12 protein-coding genes and 1 other annotated feature are annotated in these 15,454 nt (G+C 40.0%); of the genes, 11 read left to right on the top strand and 1 reads right to left on the bottom strand.

Annotation, left to right across the window (positions count from 1 at the left end):
- The first annotated feature begins 157 nt into the window (after window positions 1-157).
- Window positions 158-1,825 carry a LysM peptidoglycan-binding domain-containing protein gene (locus JOD18_RS17730; protein ID WP_204670455.1) on the top strand — a complete coding sequence of 556 codons (1,668 nt, stop codon included), beginning with the start codon at window positions 158-160 and terminating at the stop codon, window positions 1,823-1,825.
- A gap of 283 nt (window positions 1,826-2,108) precedes the next feature.
- Window positions 2,109-3,107, top strand: coding sequence for a phosphotransferase (locus tag JOD18_RS17735; protein ID WP_204670456.1), 999 nt, complete (start codon window positions 2,109-2,111; stop codon window positions 3,105-3,107).
- Here the strand turns inward: JOD18_RS17735 and JOD18_RS17740 are convergent.
- The gene (locus JOD18_RS17740; RefSeq protein WP_204670457.1) at window positions 3,104-3,292 is read right to left on the bottom strand and encodes a hypothetical protein; all 189 of its coding nucleotides are present in this window, start codon (window positions 3,290-3,292) and stop codon (window positions 3,104-3,106) included. The two genes, JOD18_RS17735 and JOD18_RS17740, sit on opposite strands and share 4 nt — an antisense overlap.
- Window positions 3,293-3,648: 356 nt before the next feature.
- On the opposite strand from JOD18_RS17740, the gene JOD18_RS17745 reads away from it, so the two are divergent.
- From JOD18_RS17745 to JOD18_RS17785, 9 genes are all read left to right on the top strand, one after another.
- Window positions 3,649-4,863, top strand: coding sequence for an NAD(P)/FAD-dependent oxidoreductase (locus tag JOD18_RS17745; protein WP_204670458.1), 1,215 nt, complete (start codon window positions 3,649-3,651; stop codon window positions 4,861-4,863).
- Between the two features lie 382 nt (window positions 4,864-5,245).
- Window positions 5,246-5,878, top strand: coding sequence for an ABC transporter ATP-binding protein (locus JOD18_RS17750; protein ID WP_204670459.1), 633 nt, complete (start codon window positions 5,246-5,248; stop codon window positions 5,876-5,878).
- A gap of 145 nt (window positions 5,879-6,023) precedes the next feature.
- The gene (locus JOD18_RS17755) at window positions 6,024-6,803 is read left to right on the top strand and encodes an ABC transporter permease (RefSeq protein ID WP_204670460.1); all 780 of its coding nucleotides are present in this window, start codon (window positions 6,024-6,026) and stop codon (window positions 6,801-6,803) included.
- 104 nt (window positions 6,804-6,907) lie between these two features.
- Window positions 6,908-7,133: a binding site (T-box leader), on the top strand.
- 84 nt (window positions 7,134-7,217) lie between these two features.
- Window positions 7,218-9,869 (top strand): valine--tRNA ligase, encoded by a 2,652-nt coding sequence (locus tag JOD18_RS17760; RefSeq protein WP_204670461.1) that lies wholly within the window; start codon window positions 7,218-7,220, stop codon window positions 9,867-9,869.
- Window positions 9,870-9,943: 74 nt separating this feature from the next.
- A complete protein-coding gene (locus JOD18_RS17765; RefSeq protein WP_204670462.1) occupies window positions 9,944-11,209 on the top strand; it encodes a bifunctional folylpolyglutamate synthase/dihydrofolate synthase in 1,266 nt (421 codons plus the stop codon).
- A gap of 396 nt (window positions 11,210-11,605) precedes the next feature.
- Window positions 11,606-12,343: a prepilin peptidase gene (locus JOD18_RS17770; RefSeq protein ID WP_338029566.1), complete on the top strand. Its 738-nt coding sequence runs from the start codon at window positions 11,606-11,608 to the stop codon at window positions 12,341-12,343.
- A gap of 98 nt (window positions 12,344-12,441) precedes the next feature.
- Window positions 12,442-13,287 carry a hypothetical protein gene (locus JOD18_RS17775; protein ID WP_204670463.1) on the top strand — a complete coding sequence of 282 codons (846 nt, stop codon included), beginning with the start codon at window positions 12,442-12,444 and terminating at the stop codon, window positions 13,285-13,287.
- A gap of 234 nt (window positions 13,288-13,521) precedes the next feature.
- The gene (gene radC / locus JOD18_RS17780; RefSeq protein WP_204670464.1) at window positions 13,522-14,214 is read left to right on the top strand and encodes a RadC family protein; all 693 of its coding nucleotides are present in this window, start codon (window positions 13,522-13,524) and stop codon (window positions 14,212-14,214) included.
- A gap of 187 nt (window positions 14,215-14,401) precedes the next feature.
- A complete protein-coding gene (locus tag JOD18_RS17785) occupies window positions 14,402-15,427 on the top strand; it encodes a rod shape-determining protein (protein WP_338029565.1) in 1,026 nt (341 codons plus the stop codon).
- Window positions 15,428-15,454: the final 27 nt, after the last annotated feature.

Genomic DNA, 15,454 nt, shown 5'->3' on the forward strand with positions numbered 1-15,454 from the left:
TGGCTAAAAGGTAAGGGATCCAATGCTCTTCTTAGTTTTTCTAATACAGCTGAACAAAAAATCCCTTGTACATCTTGTCATAATATCTTCATGGTTTCATATAGTATAGTGAAGAGTTAGTGCGTATCAGCCTATATGCTGGAAAGGGGGAAATATTTTGCAAGAAACAGTGGCGTTTCATTTTCAAGAGACGATTGCCTTCCAACAAGATCAGCAAATTCAAGAAATGTTAGGGATTGGGCTGGAACCGGTCATAACATTTGATGAGCAAGAACATACATTGTCGATCAGAGGAGTAATGGAGTTAAAAGGTGAGTATATCAAGTCAGATTCGCCAATAGAGTTGGTTGAAAGAGAGCCAAGCGGAACCTATGTGGAGCAGGTGGAGCCTTTATCTGATACAGTGAATGAATTTTTTCATAAACTGTTAATTGATATTTCGCTGCCAGCAGAACGAGTGGAATCCAGTGAGGATTTAGCCATTCACGTCAATCACTTTGATTATACGATGAAATCAGCAGCTGAAATGGAAATTGAAGTTAATCTAGCCATCTCAGGACTCAGGGGTCAAACAGAGAACGAGGAATCAGAAGAAGAAGAAATATTTTCATTACCTGCTTTTCGCGAGGAACAGGAAGCCGTAACAACAGAAGGACACTTCTATATTGAAATGGAAGAACAAGCATTAGAGGATGTTCAAGCGTCTTATTTGGAAAAAGAAAACATTTCAACAGAGGAAGCGGACGAGGTTTCAGAGCAACAGAATACAGTAGAGGACCGGACTCAAGCAGAAGTGAAAGAATCGTTGTTTAAAGAGGCTGAGTTTTCAACTGCTCAAGAAGAACACTTGGCAGAACAAACACCAGAGAAATCAGAAAATGTTGAGGGAAGTGAAGTTGCAGAAGATACAAGAGATAACGATTTAGAAACAACAGAGTCGGCGGAAGTAACAGAACTGGATCAAGAACCAGAACCATTAGTGACACAAGCACCCTCCTTAGAACAAGAATTAGCAGTAAGACAAGATCAGCCATCTGTTCCATCGTCAGAATCAGCAGTCCAGGAGGAGGCTCCAATTCAAGAAGCGGATGCAATGACAGATCAAGAACGCTCTTACATTCAATCGTCAGAATCAGCAGCAATAGAGGAACCTCCATCAAAAATAGTGAGGCAGTCATCAAATCTTGATTCCGGTTCCTTGGATCAAGTGGATGAATCTTCCAATCAAGAAAAGGTTTTTCTAGAGCAAGAGGAAGCTCCATCAGAAACAGTAAGGCAATCATCGAATCTCGACTCCGATTCAATGGATCAAGAGAACCAGTCTTCCAGTCAAGCGGAAGTGTTACTGAAGGAGGAAGTACCATCAGAAATAGTAAGACAATCACCAAATCTAGAATTTGAAGAGAAAAGCCAGTCCCTTGCAAATAAAGAAACGGAACCTGCTCTGCATGAAGTGGTTAAACGAAATAGTGTAGACGAGACAGAAGGGGAGGGAGAACTGGCAAATATGAGAAATGAGCAAGAGCGGACAGAGCAGTCCAATCGTGAAGATGTGACGGAACAGGGAGAGGCGCCTGTTATTCATACCGAATCCAGTGATGAACCGATCAATGATACATCCTATTTGTCCCAAGTTTTTCAAGATGATAATACAGAAAGCAGTTATTCTCGTTTGAAGCTTTATATTGTACAGCCGCATGATCAAATTAATCAGATTGCAGAACGTTATCAAGTTTCCCCTAATCAAATTAAACGTTCTAATCAGCTGGAGCAAGAGGATGTTTTACCAGGACAGATTATTTATATTCCTGTACAATCTAAATAAAACAAGAGATAGACGGTCTATTAGCTTCTGCTTTGTGTATTTATTAGAAAAACTTGCCTTATTGCCAAGTCTTTATGGCGTAAGCATTAGTTTTATTTATACTATAATCCATAAACTTTTATACTTTCCTGGCGCAAGAAACTATGACAGAATAATGGTCAAGTTTTGATCGGACTTTCGAACAGCCCTCTCAAGCAAGACCCTATATCTATGTATCCCTTGGTATGTCGTCAAGGGATCTTTCTTTTTAGTGCTTGTATCTTTATTTAAAGGAGATTATCATATGAATTGGACAGAGATAATGACAGCCTTTCAGTTACAGCCCCAAGAGATTGAACAAGTTACTGATAAAGTTTACAAAATTAGAGCCAATGATCAGCACTATGCCCTAAAGTGTATGATCTATCAAGAAGAGAACTGTGGGAAATGGCTGGCGATTCAGCAATACTTGGAACAGAATCGGATCTATGCATTTGCACCAATCATTTATACGAAAGACTCGCAACCTGTCTATACCGATCAACAAATGGTATATTACGTCATGCCGTGGATAGAGCGAGCGAATCAAGACCAGCCTGTTGATGAATATGTAACCGTCATGCATGCTATTGGACAACTGCATGGAGCTACTATGCAAGATCATCCTGTTCAAAACTTAAAAGATCGTCAATCGGTAATGGAAGATCAATTTCAAGGGGAGTTAACACAATATCGTGAACAAATGCTACAAACTGTAAGACAAGTAGAAGCCAAACGATTTATGTCACCAGTTGATTTGCAACTTTGCATGTACTATCGTGATATGGAGCAAATATTTGATAAATTGGAGTTATGGCAGTCAGAGTATCTCACACAATTGGAGACGACGGATCATATGAAATATTGTTTATGCCATGGAAATCTGCAGCCGTCACACTATGTGTTAGCCAATTCCTATACCTATTTATTAAATTGGGAATCAGCCTATATGACTTCTCCTACTTATGACTTAGCTGTTTATTTTCGTTATTTGTTCCAATACCATGATTGTGATGTGACCAAGCTGAAAGAGACTTTTTCTATTTACTGTCAATATGTTCCATTGACTGATTTTGAAAAGTCTTTATTAGCTATGCAGCTTTTATCACCTGTACCGTTATTCGATTCATTAACGGCCCAAAGCAATCCACAAAGAGATATTCTTACTGTCTCAATGGACATGGAACGGGCTTACCGAACGTTGCTGTTCAGCTATGAAATGCAAGAGTACATGTATCGTCAGCTAGATTCTGCAGTTGATTAAATCCATTCCAAGCGAAAGGCAACCAGAATCCCTATTAATATGCCTAATAGCAGAATATCAATGGTGGTCGGAATTAATAATGTTCTTACTGCTTGAAAAATAACGATCGGCAGTATACATCGTTCACAAATAAAAATCCATTCCCTTGCCCAGGGAGGTAAACGATATCGATAAAATCGTGCCACTCGCTTCACCCTCTTCCTTTCTATGATCTGGCTTTTGAAAATGTCTGTAATTTCCCTCCTCAAGAACGAAATTATCCCACTACATTAAAACTATTTGGGAGATCAGAAATCGGTCTTCCTTTTTTATCCTGGAAAACATAAAAAAATCTGGATGATCGCATAACTAAAACAAAGATTTTATAAAAATAAATCTGCTTTCTCTAAAATGTTCGGGTCGTTGTGGATTAGAATCGGGAAAAGTGGGTATTACATATTAGACGACAATTTGCATCTTTGTTATACTGTATGCAGTTACATAAAGGAAAGTGAACAGGAATAAGATGCAATCTTATGAATGGAGAGGAAGGATGATTTCGATGGCAGAAAGTAAACCAAAAATTGTCGTGCTTGGTGCAGGTTATGCCGGCATGATGACAACCAAACGCTTGATGCAGCAATTTACTCCCGAAGAAGCAGAACTTACCTTGGTTAATAAACACAATTATCATTATCAAACAACATGGCTACATGAGTTAGCAGCAGGAACAATTGATGTCAACCGTACTCGAATAATGATTTCTGATGTAATCAGCCCAAAACGAGTGAATCTTATTCAAGATACTGTTCTGAAAATTAATAAAGAAGAGAAAACAGTTGAATTAGAACATGACAAGATCGAATATGATTATCTGGTTATTGGTTTAGGATTTGAAAAGGCCACATTCGGTATTAAGGGAATGGAGGAGCATGCCTTCTCTATCCAAAGCGTGGACAAAAGCCGAATGATTCGCGACCATATTGAATATCAATTTGCTCAATACCGTAATTTACCGAACCCGGATCCAAGTATGCTTACGATTGTTGTTGGCGGCGCTGGATTTACTGGTATCGAATTTTTGGGTGAACTGGCTGAACGCATTCCAGTGTTGTGTAAGAAATATGATGTGCCTAGAAGTGATGTCAGAATTATTGATATTGAAGCAATGGATACGATCTTACCTGGTTTTGATCCAGAGTTGCTTACTTATGCTACCGACTCTTTAGAAGCGCGCGGTGTGGAGTTCAAGCTGGGCACGATGATCAAAGAGGTAAAAGCCAATGCCGTAATTGTTGGAGAAGACAATCAAGAGATTAAAGCAGGCACGATTGTTTGGACAGGTGGTGTACAAGCCAACCGGATTATAGGTGAATCAGGCTTTGAACTAACAAAAGGCAAGGTAAATGTGGATCCGACTCTGCGTGCTCCAGGCCATGATGATGTATATATTCTTGGTGATTGTGCTTGGGTGATGAATAAGGAAACCGGCAGACCATATCCGCCAACAGCACAAATTGCCATTCAAGAGGCTGACATTTGTGCCCACAATATTAAGACATCCGTATTTGGAGGAACATTAAAAGAGTTCTCCTTTGACAATAAAGGAACGGTTGCTTCCCTTGGCGGCAGTGATGCAATGGGAACTGTCTTTGATGGCAATAAGTTATACGGGGTAGCGGCGAAAACGATGAAAAACGTGATTGATAACCGTTATCTATTCTTATTAGGCGGACCGCGACTCGTGTTGCGCAAAGGGAAATTCCGTCCATTTTAAACTATATTAAGGAAAGTTCTTCTAAACAGGAGGAGGAAAGCAAGATGAAAAATACCTTACTTTATACACTTATTACTGCAGTGGCAACAATAGGTTATGTCCTTATCTCCAGAAAAATGGAAGATAAGCGGGATTTCCGCTAAGTAGTTAATGAGGCAGAAGAGTAGATACCCATTTGATAGGTGTCTGCTCTTTTTTGTTGTAAAGCAGTTTCCTGACCTTTTGGGCTCTATTCTCCTATGGGTGGAGCACATTTAAATGGATTATAAGCTTAACGAAGATTGGAGGCTGTTTTCTGTTCCAGTTATTATCTCGCTGTATAGTTGGGAGAGAATTCCTTATAATAATAAGTGAAAAGTGAGCATTGTGGAGGAAATAGATCATGTTTCAAATTAAACAGTTGGGATTTAAACACATTCTAAATATTGATCATTTAACGATTGAGGATGGACAGATTTATTGTCTGTTTGGGGAAAGCGGTAGCGGCAAATCAACTTTGTTAAAAATGTTTAATGGTATGCTTACTCCAGACCAAGGAGAGATTTTCTATCAAGATAAGGCGATCAGGGAATTAGATCCTGTTGCATTGCGTCAAGAAGTGGTCATGTTAGCTCAGGATCCAGTTGTATTCGAGGGTACTATTCGTGACAATTTATTGATAGGCTTGACTTTCTCTAATAAAGAAATGGTGGAAGATAAGGTGTTAAATAAGTTTTTAGATGACTTTCATTTATCCAAGGATTTAGATGATGATGCAGCTGATCTATCAGGAGGGGAGCGGCAGCGTATCGCTTTTGCCCGTGTCTTATTAATGAATGCTAAGGTTTACTTGCTGGATGAACCGACTTCTGCTTTGGATGAAGAAACAGAGCATGCTGTGATGGACTTGTTTATGCAACGGATGAAACAGGAGAATAAGACAGCTATTATGGTTACACATTCTAAGTCTGTCGCTGAAAACTATAGTGACCAGATTATTTATATGAAAGACATCCTATCCATTCCTGTTTCATAAGCTGTTCAGAAAGTTCAATAAAAATGTCGTATTGCATTTTTACACTTCCTTTCGGTGTTGCTGAGAGGCGTCTGGACCTGATTAACTAGTGTTTTTAAGGATAGTGGTGTCTGCTTACTTTAAGTGACTTGAAGGAGAAGAACCTATGAACGATATGTTAGAGATTTCTTTTTGGCAACTAGTAACTGCCTACATCTTTATCGTTATTTTGCTGGCGATTGTACGCTGGCGTAAAATCCCGCGCGAAAAAGAAATAATAATTGCAACAACAAGAATGACGATTCAATTAGTGTTAGTTGGTTATATCTTAATGTATATTTTTGAGAATCAGCATGTGATTTATTCTTTGATCGTATTAGCGTTAATGGAAACTTTTGCTGTTTATAATATTTATAAGCGTTCTAAACAGCCATTAAGCAACCATTTAAAGAAAATCATAGCACTAGCAATGGTGACTGGAACCTTGATTGCCTTTTTCTATTTTAACTTTATTGTAGTCCAATTTGATCCTTGGTATGACCCGCGTTACTTCATTCCAATTGGTGGTATGCTGATCGGAAATTCCATGACAGGCATTACTCTTGGTGTCAGCACCTTGATGGAAGGTTTTCGTTCCAGAAAAAAAGAAGTAGAAGCGGCCTTAATGTTGGGAGCTACTCCCAATAAGGCTTCACAAGGTATTGTCAATCATGCCTTTGACTCGGCGATACTGCCAACCATTAATAGTATGGTAGGAATGGGGATAGTCTTTTTGCCTGGGATGATGACAGGGGTAATCCTGTCTGGGGCAAGTCCGGTAGACGCGATTAAGTATCAGATCGCCATTATGTTAGGTGTGGTCGGGAGTGTCTCTTTATCAGTGATTATTTTCTTGTATTATGGTTATAAGACCTTCTTTAACCGCCATGCCCAATTAAAACTATAAGATCCGCTACTGATCATTTATACCGGACGTTTGAACAAGCATGAAAAAAGAATAGGCTTGACGAATGAGTTAGTTATTAGCTAAAATAGCTTATACACTATATTAGAATTGCAATGAAGGGGAAGAGTACTTCACACAGTTCGTTAGAGAGGGAAATCCATTGGCTGAAAGATTTCCTCGAAAAATGATGAAGGAAAGTAGCCCATGAGCAGTTGTATTGAAATAACAGTAGATATGACCGGCAGGAACCGTTATCTTCCATTTGAGAGTATAAGCTGTCTGCTTATAAACAAAGGTGGTACCGCGGAAATAACCCTTTTCGTCCTTTTTAGCTAAGGATGAAAAGGGTTTTATATGTTTTTACAGAGGATAATGGTTGCTGATGGATTTTAGGAATGAATAGGAGGACTTGAAATGTCAGAACAAGCAGAAATGAATTTACCGCCCAAATATGACCCAGCAGCTGTAGAAGCTGGTCGTTATCAAAAATGGCTTGACGGGAAGTATTTCCAGGCGGAGCGTGACCCGAATAAAGAGCCGTTTACCATTGTGATTCCACCGCCAAATGTGACAGGGAAATTGCATATTGGTCATGCTTGGGATACCACACTTCAGGATATTATAACAAGAGTAAAACGTATGCAGGGTTACGATGTCTTGTATCTTCCAGGGATGGATCATGCAGGGATTGCGACACAGGCAAAGGTAGAGGCAAAATTGCGTGAAGAAGGAATTTCACGTTATGATTTAGGCCGTGAGAAATTTCTAGAACAGACATGGGACTGGAAAGAAGAATATGCCAGCTTCATACGTCAGCAGTGGGCCAAACTTGGCTTAGGACTGGATTATTCTCGTGAACGATTTACCCTTGATCAAGGGCTGTCCGATGCGGTAAAAGAAGTATTTGTTCAATTATATGAAAAAGGGCTTATTTATCGCGGGGAATATATTATTAACTGGGATCCGGCAACGAAAACAGCATTATCGGATATTGAGGTTATCTATAAAGATGTTCAAGGGCATTTCTATCATATGAAATATCCATTAGCAGACGGATCTGGCCATATTGAAATTGCCACAACAAGACCAGAAACGATGTTAGGTGATACCGCCGTTGCCGTCCATCCAGATGATGAACGCTACCAGCACTTGATTGGAAAAAAGGTGAAGTTACCGATTATTGGTCGTGAGATTGAAATTGTTGCAGATGAATATGTTGATATGGAGTTTGGTTCTGGTGCGGTAAAAATTACTCCTGCCCATGACCCGAATGACTTTGAAGTCGGAAACCGACATCAGCTTGAACGCGTCTTGGTTATGAATGAAGATGGCACTATGAATAAAAATGCTGGTAAGTATCAGGGGATGGATCGTTTTGCATGTCGTAAGCAAATTGTAAAGGATCTACAGGAACAGGGAGTTTTATTCGAGATAGAAGATCATCTTCATTCGGTAGGACATTCCGAGCGGAGCGGCGCTGTAGTAGAACCATATCTATCAACACAATGGTTTGTAAATATGCAGCCATTGGCAGATGCGGTTGTAGCTATGCAAGATGGATCTGATCAAGAGAAGGTTCACTTTGTTCCAGAACGTTTCGAGAAGACCTATTTACGCTGGATGGAAAACATTCGTGACTGGTGTATTTCGAGACAGTTATGGTGGGGGCACCGGATCCCAGCTTGGTATCATAAGGAAACTGGTGAAATGTATGTTGGTAAGGAAGCACCAGCAGATATCGATAATTGGGAACAAGATGCTGATGTTTTAGATACATGGTTTTCTTCTGCATTATGGCCATTCTCCACGTTAAACTGGCCTAATACAGCGGATGAAGATTTTAAACATTTCTTCCCGACTAATGTCTTGGTAACTGGTTATGATATTATTTTCTTCTGGGTAGCCCGAATGATTTTCCAATCAAAAGAGTTCCTTGATGAACGTCCGTTTAAAGATGTGTTAATGCATGGATTGGTTCGTGATGCCGAAGGACGTAAGATGAGTAAGTCCTTAGGTAATGGGGTAGACCCAATGGAAGTGATTGATAAGTATGGAGCAGATTCCTTGCGATATTTCTTAGCAACTGGTTCAAGCCCTGGCCAAGATTTGCGCTTCCAATGGGAAAAGGTGGAGTCCACTTGGAATTTCATCAATAAGATTTGGAACGCTTCCCGTTTTGCGCTTATGAATATGGAAGGGCTGACTTATGAAGAGATTGATTTAACAGGTAAAAAATCGGTAGCGGATCAATGGATTTTAACACGTCTGAATGAGACGATTGAACAAGTTACTCGTCATACTGACAAATATGATTTTGGTGAGGCAGGCAGATACCTATATAACTTTATCTGGGATGATTTCTGTGACTGGTATATTGAAATGGCAAAACTTCCATTGTATGGAGAAGATGAAGCGGCAAAATTAACGACACGTTCTATCTTGGCTTATGTGTTAGATCAGACGATGCGAATGCTTCATCCATTTATGCCATTTGTGACAGAAGAGATTTGGCAGCAGCTTCCTCACCAAGGAGAGTCGATTGTTCGCGCAGCATGGCCAACAGCAGATCCGCAATTGTCAAATAAAGAAGCCTCCGAAGTGATGAAGAAGTTAGTAGCTATTATTCGCTCTGTCCGCAATACTCGAGCAGAGGTAAATACGCCAATGTCGAAAGAAATACCGATTTTAATCCAAGCCAATGATCAAACCAATCAACAGCAGCTAGAGGAAAACAGAGACTATCTGGAAAGATTCTGTAATCCAAGCGAATTGATCATTGACACGGAAATAGAAGTACCTGAAAAGGCAATGACTGCTGTGGTAACAGGGGCAGAGATCTTCCTTCCGCTAGAAGGTCTGATTGATATTGAAAAAGAACTGGCTCGTCTGCAAGGAGAACTGGACAAATGGAGTCAAGAAGTAGCACGAGTGGAGAAAAAGCTTTCTAATCAAGGTTTTGTAAGCAAAGCACCGGCTCAAGTAGTCGAAGCAGAGAAAGAAAAACAAACGGATTACCTCGAGAAAAAAGAACGTGTACAGGCTCGTATTCAAGAACTGCAAAAATAGGATTTTCTGGACATTCTGCAATAATAGACAGGGCAGAATGTCCACTCTATTTTAGCTGGAAAGAAGGGATAAGATTGATTGCCACGATAGAGGAATTGCAGACCTTTTTCCAGGAGCGGCGCCAACTTGGTATCAAACCGGGGTTGCAGCGAATGGAGCGAATGACACAAGCATTAGATTATCCAAACCAAACAATGAAGGCTATTCATATCGCCGGAACCAATGGAAAGGGCTCAACGGCCTCTTTTTTAAAAAGCATTCTAAAAGAGGCTGGCTATACGGTTGGTACGTTTATGTCTCCACCAAAAGTGATTATGCAAGATATGATAGAAGTCAATGATCAGCCTATAGCAGCTGCTGACTTTGTGGCTCATTTCAATCGGCTATTGCCTGTTATTCAGCAATTAGACCAACAAGGGGATCCACCAAGTGAATTCGAAATTCAAACGATGATTGCCTTCATTTATTTACACACTCAAGCTGACGTGTCAATTATCGAAACCGGCATGGGAGGATCAGAAGATTCGACTAATATTGTGTCACCACTCGTTTCAATGGTGACAACAATTGGCTTAGATCACCAAAAATTCCTTGGCGATTCTTATGAAGATATTGCCTTTCATAAGGCAGGAGTGACGAAACCGTATACACCAGTCATTATAGGCAGAGTCCTTGAAAGCACGAAGCCTGTTTTTAAGAAAAAGGCAGAGCGGCAATCGGCACCATTAATCTGGCTGGAAGAGCAGCTTGCTATTCAGCAGTATATAGCTGGCGACAGCCAAGATCAAATGCAGCTAACAGTAGATGGACAGCCATTTATATTTACTAAACAATTACTAGGCAAACACCAAGTTGATAATGCGGCGCTTGCTATTCTTGCTTGCCAGCTGCTAAACGAAGCTGGCTTTCGGATAACACGGCCTATTATTGAAAAAGGCTTGGCTTCTGCTTTTTTACCAGGTCGGTTTGAGAAGATCAGCCAACATCCAACCGTATTTTTGGATAGTGCTCATAATCAAGAAGGAATAGAGGTCTTCTGTCAGGCGGTGGCTCAAATCAATAAGGCTGCATCAAAAACGGTATTATTTGCTGCATTCTGTGATAAACCAATCCAGGCAATGCTAACAACATTGGCCCAGCATTTTGATAACATCCTTTGTACCAGTTTTGATCATCCCCGCTCAGCAGGTGCAGAGGAACTCATATCTCTGGCCGGCCAGGCAAAACAGGTAGAATGGCAGGAACTTTTGCAAGGTTTAGACGAGTCAGATACGTTGTATATCACTGGGTCGGTAGAATTTATTTCTCAAGTGCGACAGTATATGTTAGCACGTTTTTAGTGATAATGAAATTGGCATTGGAGTAGGGCTTCTATAAAGTGAGCAAAGATCCAGACAGTTAGGATCTTTGCTTATTTTATACGGAAACACTGACTCCATTCATTGATGTGCTTTTTGGGAAATATCGGAAATACACTAGTACCCTTCTGTTCTTGGCGAATGAACTAAATAAAGAAAGCAGCTAAACTTTAGTGGTGTCAGTTAGGATATATTGACTGTGCACGAGCGCATATAGCTAAAAATGGTAGACACTTAGACAGGTTACGTATACAATATAATAGTACTAACGTTTCTTCCTCCTATTATTTTCCACCATTGTGCATTCCCTCATGTCAATCTATCCTAAAGGTGGTGCAGCCTATTTTTCTCTATGTCGTCTTTTTTATCTTAGGTTTAGTGTTTGGTTCGTTTTTTAATGTGGTAGGAATACGAGTACCGCTAAGAGGTTTCCTTCAACATACCAGATCTATTTGTCCTCATTGTCTTCACACCTTAAGTTGGTATGAACTTATCCCTGTCTTGTCATATTTCCTGCAATTAGCCAAATGCCGTCAATGCAGTCAGCCTATCTCTCCTTTATATCCTATCGTTGAATGTAGTACGGCAATATTATTTACAGTTAGTTTCCATCATTTCGGTCTTTCCGGGTCCTTCCTCCTCAGTCTCTTGTTTACCTCCTTATTAATGATTATTATCGTGACTGATCTATATTATATGTTAATTCCGGACAAAATCCTCCTTTTATTTACTCCTTTTTTATTTTTATTACGGTTAATAGAAACATCGATACCCTGGTATGAAGTATTGTTTGGCGGTTTATTTGGCCTGGTCAGTTTAGCGATCATTATCCTGCTTTCTGGAGGAGGAATAGGAGCGGGGGATATGAAATTGATCGGAGTAATGGGTATCGTTATCGGCTGGCAAGGTGTCCTGCTTACTTTGTGTATAGCAGCATTACTGGGGGTGGTGGTTGGCTATTGTTTAATAATGGCTAAGGTCACGCGTCGTCAACAACCGATTCCATTTGCCCCTTTTCTTGCTGTGGCAGCCCTTATCAGTCTGTTTTGGGGAGAGGATATTATCCAGACATATTTTACCTTGTGGAAGTCAGCATTTCTCTTTTTTTGTAGGTAAATGCAAAATGATTTTTTGATGATACTGACAAAAGTCGTCTTACATCTCATAGCAAATATGATAGGGTGATAGAAACGAAGTTGAAACGAGGGAATTTCATGGAGGAGAAAAACAGTCCAAAATTTGAAATAGTAAGTAAACAAGGGGGGAAAGAACATAATACAAAAGAAAAAGACCCTATACGTCAGCACTATGTTGAACTAGATCGTTTTAGCCAGCCTCATGTAAGTGGTCAGGATACATTTTCTTACCAAAAACCTCCGTCTTTTTTTGACAAATATCGCTCTTTATTAGTATCTGCGCTGATAGCGATCTTGATCGGCGTGAGTTTAGGTGTGATTATGTTGAAGATTTTTATTGACTTGGATCCAGAAGAGGTGGCGTTTCAAAGTGGAGGAACGCAAGGACAAGCTGTTACCACAAAGGCACAAGTGAATGGAGACAGCAGTGATGTCACATTTGAGTCAAAAGGCTTTGATTTCTTTGTTACACAAGCTGGCGTATTTACAGAAGAAGGGAAGGCGAAAGAACTCATGGATCGTTTAGAAGCAGAAGGTATAAAGCCTGCTCTTTGGCAGCGTGATGATCACCTGCATGTATTTGTCAGTCTCCATGCAGACGAAGCTGGTTCAAAGACTTTTGCTGAAGCAGACTTACCGGAAAATATGGAATTTTATGCTGGTAAGCAATGGCAAATACCGTCAGCCTCGCAGGAAATAACAGATCAGGATAAGGAATCGTTAGAACAATTAGAAGCTATCATCACACAATTGATCGAAGGCTCTGATCCAAGTGAAGCCATTAATCAATGGCAAGAGACGTCATCATTGGATGCAGCCCCTATTGTCAAAGCTTTCGAACAATTTGAGGCAGCAGAAAACCAACAGACCAAGCAAGCAGCAGCTTTAGTATTGCTTCAAGCCTATGAAAAACTATTCCAATAAACGAATAATAGTTTAGAAAATCTGTCATCGATTGAAGGGATGGCAGTTTTTTTTGTAAGCCTTTCAAGTCTAAATAACCATAACCTGATCAATAAAAGGTTCATTTTCAGGGTTTTATCTTGATCTTTTTCGTGTTTTGGGATGGTAAGTCATAGTGGAAATTCATTTTCTAGTATTTGTCGGCCTATCCCGTCCTGATTACAATAAGAGGATACTATAAAGGAGGATAAGAAAATGAAGTTGTCGTCTACGATTAAGATGAAAGAAGTGCCGAAAGAAGACCGTCCACGGGAACGGCTGTTACAATATGGTGCAGAACATTTGTCCAATCAAGAGTTGTTGGCTATTTTATTAGGATCAGGCACCCAGCAAGAGAATGTTCATCAGCTGGCAGAGAGAGTACTGCGTCATTTTGAAGGATTAAGACTGCTTAGGGAAGTAACAATTGAAGAACTACAAAAAATAAAAGGGATTGGTCAAGCAAAAGGTGTCACCATTTTAGCAGCAGTTGAGTTTGGCAAGCGGACTCAGCAATATCGAGGTGATGACAAGTATACTATTCGAAGTCCGGAAGATGGTGCCAATCTTCTGATGGAAACCATGATTCATTTAAAACAGGAACATTTTGTCGCAGTCTACTTAAATACGAAAAATCAAGTGATTCATCGCCAAACTATTTTTGTTGGTGGTCTTAATTCCTCCATTGTTCACCCAAGAGAGGTCTTTCGAGAAGCTGTAAAACGTTCAGCAGCTTCACTGATCTGCGCGCATAACCATCCCTCCGGAGACCCAGCGCCTTCACAAGAAGATATCCTTGTAACAAAGCGATTAGCCGAATGCGGAAAGATGATTGGTATCGAACTTTTAGATCATTTAATTATTGGAGATAACCAATTTGTCTCATTAAAAGAAAAAGGCTATTTATAATACTATCAATTTTTATAATTTTTCAGTATAATAGATAGTACAAGCTTTTTATAGCGCCTTATACAAGAAGTGCTTGTATACAGGCGCTTATTATTGTGAGGAAAACATACAATTTCTTGATTGATTGCATAGAAAAGCATAAAATTATAGAAGTGAATAAACAACTTGGTTGAGAGGAAGAGAAAGAGTGGGTATTTTTAATTTTTCACAAGATTTAGGTATTGATTTAGGTACAGCAAATACGTTAGTGTTCATAAAGGGAAAAGGGATCGTAGTACGAGAACCGTCCGTTGTAGCTATAAATAAAACAACTGGTGATATTGAAGCAGTAGGGGGCGACGCCAGGAACATGATCGGTAGAACTCCTGGAAATATTTCTGTGATTCGTCCTATGAAAGATGGAGTGATTGCAGATTATGATACGACTGCGTCAATGATGAAATATTACATTAAATTAGCGCAGAAAAACCGTTCCAGCTTGGCGAAGAAGCCAAATGTAATGGTCTGTGTACCATCTGGAATTACGATGGTAGAAGAACGCGCTGTAATTGATGCAACGAAACAGGCGGGTGCGAAGGAGGCATTCCCAATTGCTGAACCATTTGCGGCAGCAATAGGTGCAGGCCTTCCTGTTTGGGAACCGACAGGAAGTATGATTGTCGATATTGGCGGCGGAACGACAGAAGTAGCTGTTATTTCATTGGGTGGTATTGTAACGAGTCAATCGATTCGTACTGCAGGAGATGACTTGGATGAGGCAATTACCCAATACATTAAAAAGACATATAATCTTATGATCGGTGAACGCTCTGCGGAATCAATTAAGGTAGATATTGGTTCTGCTAAACCGAGTGAAGAGAAGGTCGAAATGGAAATCAGGGGTCGGGATTTATTAACAGGTTTACCTAAAACCATTTCGATTACTGCAGATGAGATTGCTTCTGCATTACGTGATACAGTAGAAGCTATTGTTGAGGCAGTCAAGAATACGTTAGAGAATACACCTCCGGAATTAGCCGCTGATATTATGGATAGAGGAATTGTCTTATCAGGTGGTGGAGCTTTATTGAAAGACTTAGATCAGGTAATTAGTGATGAGACCAAAATGCCTGTATTTGTCGCAGATGAACCACTTGATAGTGTCGCAATTGGTACAGGAAAAGCATTGGAATATATAGAGCATTTCAAAGCGCATCCTAATGTTGGTGTCTAATATGTAACAAATGAAGAAGGTGTTTCC

Origin of the sequence: Gracilibacillus alcaliphilus (assembly GCF_016909015.1) — a bacterium.
GTDB lineage: Bacteria > Bacillota > Bacilli > Bacillales > Amphibacillaceae > Gracilibacillus > Gracilibacillus alcaliphilus.

Excerpts from the sequence above, each read along its gene's own strand:
- JOD18_RS17735 (WP_204670456.1), top strand. The coding sequence starts at position 2,109 with ATGAATTGGACAGAGATAATGACAGCCTTTCAGTTACAGCCCCAAGAG.
- JOD18_RS17745 (WP_204670458.1), top strand. The coding sequence starts at position 3,649 with ATGGCAGAAAGTAAACCAAAAATTGTCGTGCTTGGTGCAGGTTATGCC.
- JOD18_RS17750 (WP_204670459.1), top strand. The coding sequence starts at position 5,246 with ATGTTTCAAATTAAACAGTTGGGATTTAAACACATTCTAAATATTGAT.
- JOD18_RS17755 (WP_204670460.1), top strand. The coding sequence starts at position 6,024 with ATGAACGATATGTTAGAGATTTCTTTTTGGCAACTAGTAACTGCCTAC.
- JOD18_RS17760 (WP_204670461.1), top strand. The coding sequence starts at position 7,218 with ATGTCAGAACAAGCAGAAATGAATTTACCGCCCAAATATGACCCAGCA.
- JOD18_RS17775 (WP_204670463.1), top strand. The coding sequence starts at position 12,442 with ATGGAGGAGAAAAACAGTCCAAAATTTGAAATAGTAAGTAAACAAGGG.
- radC (WP_204670464.1), top strand. The coding sequence starts at position 13,522 with ATGAAGTTGTCGTCTACGATTAAGATGAAAGAAGTGCCGAAAGAAGAC.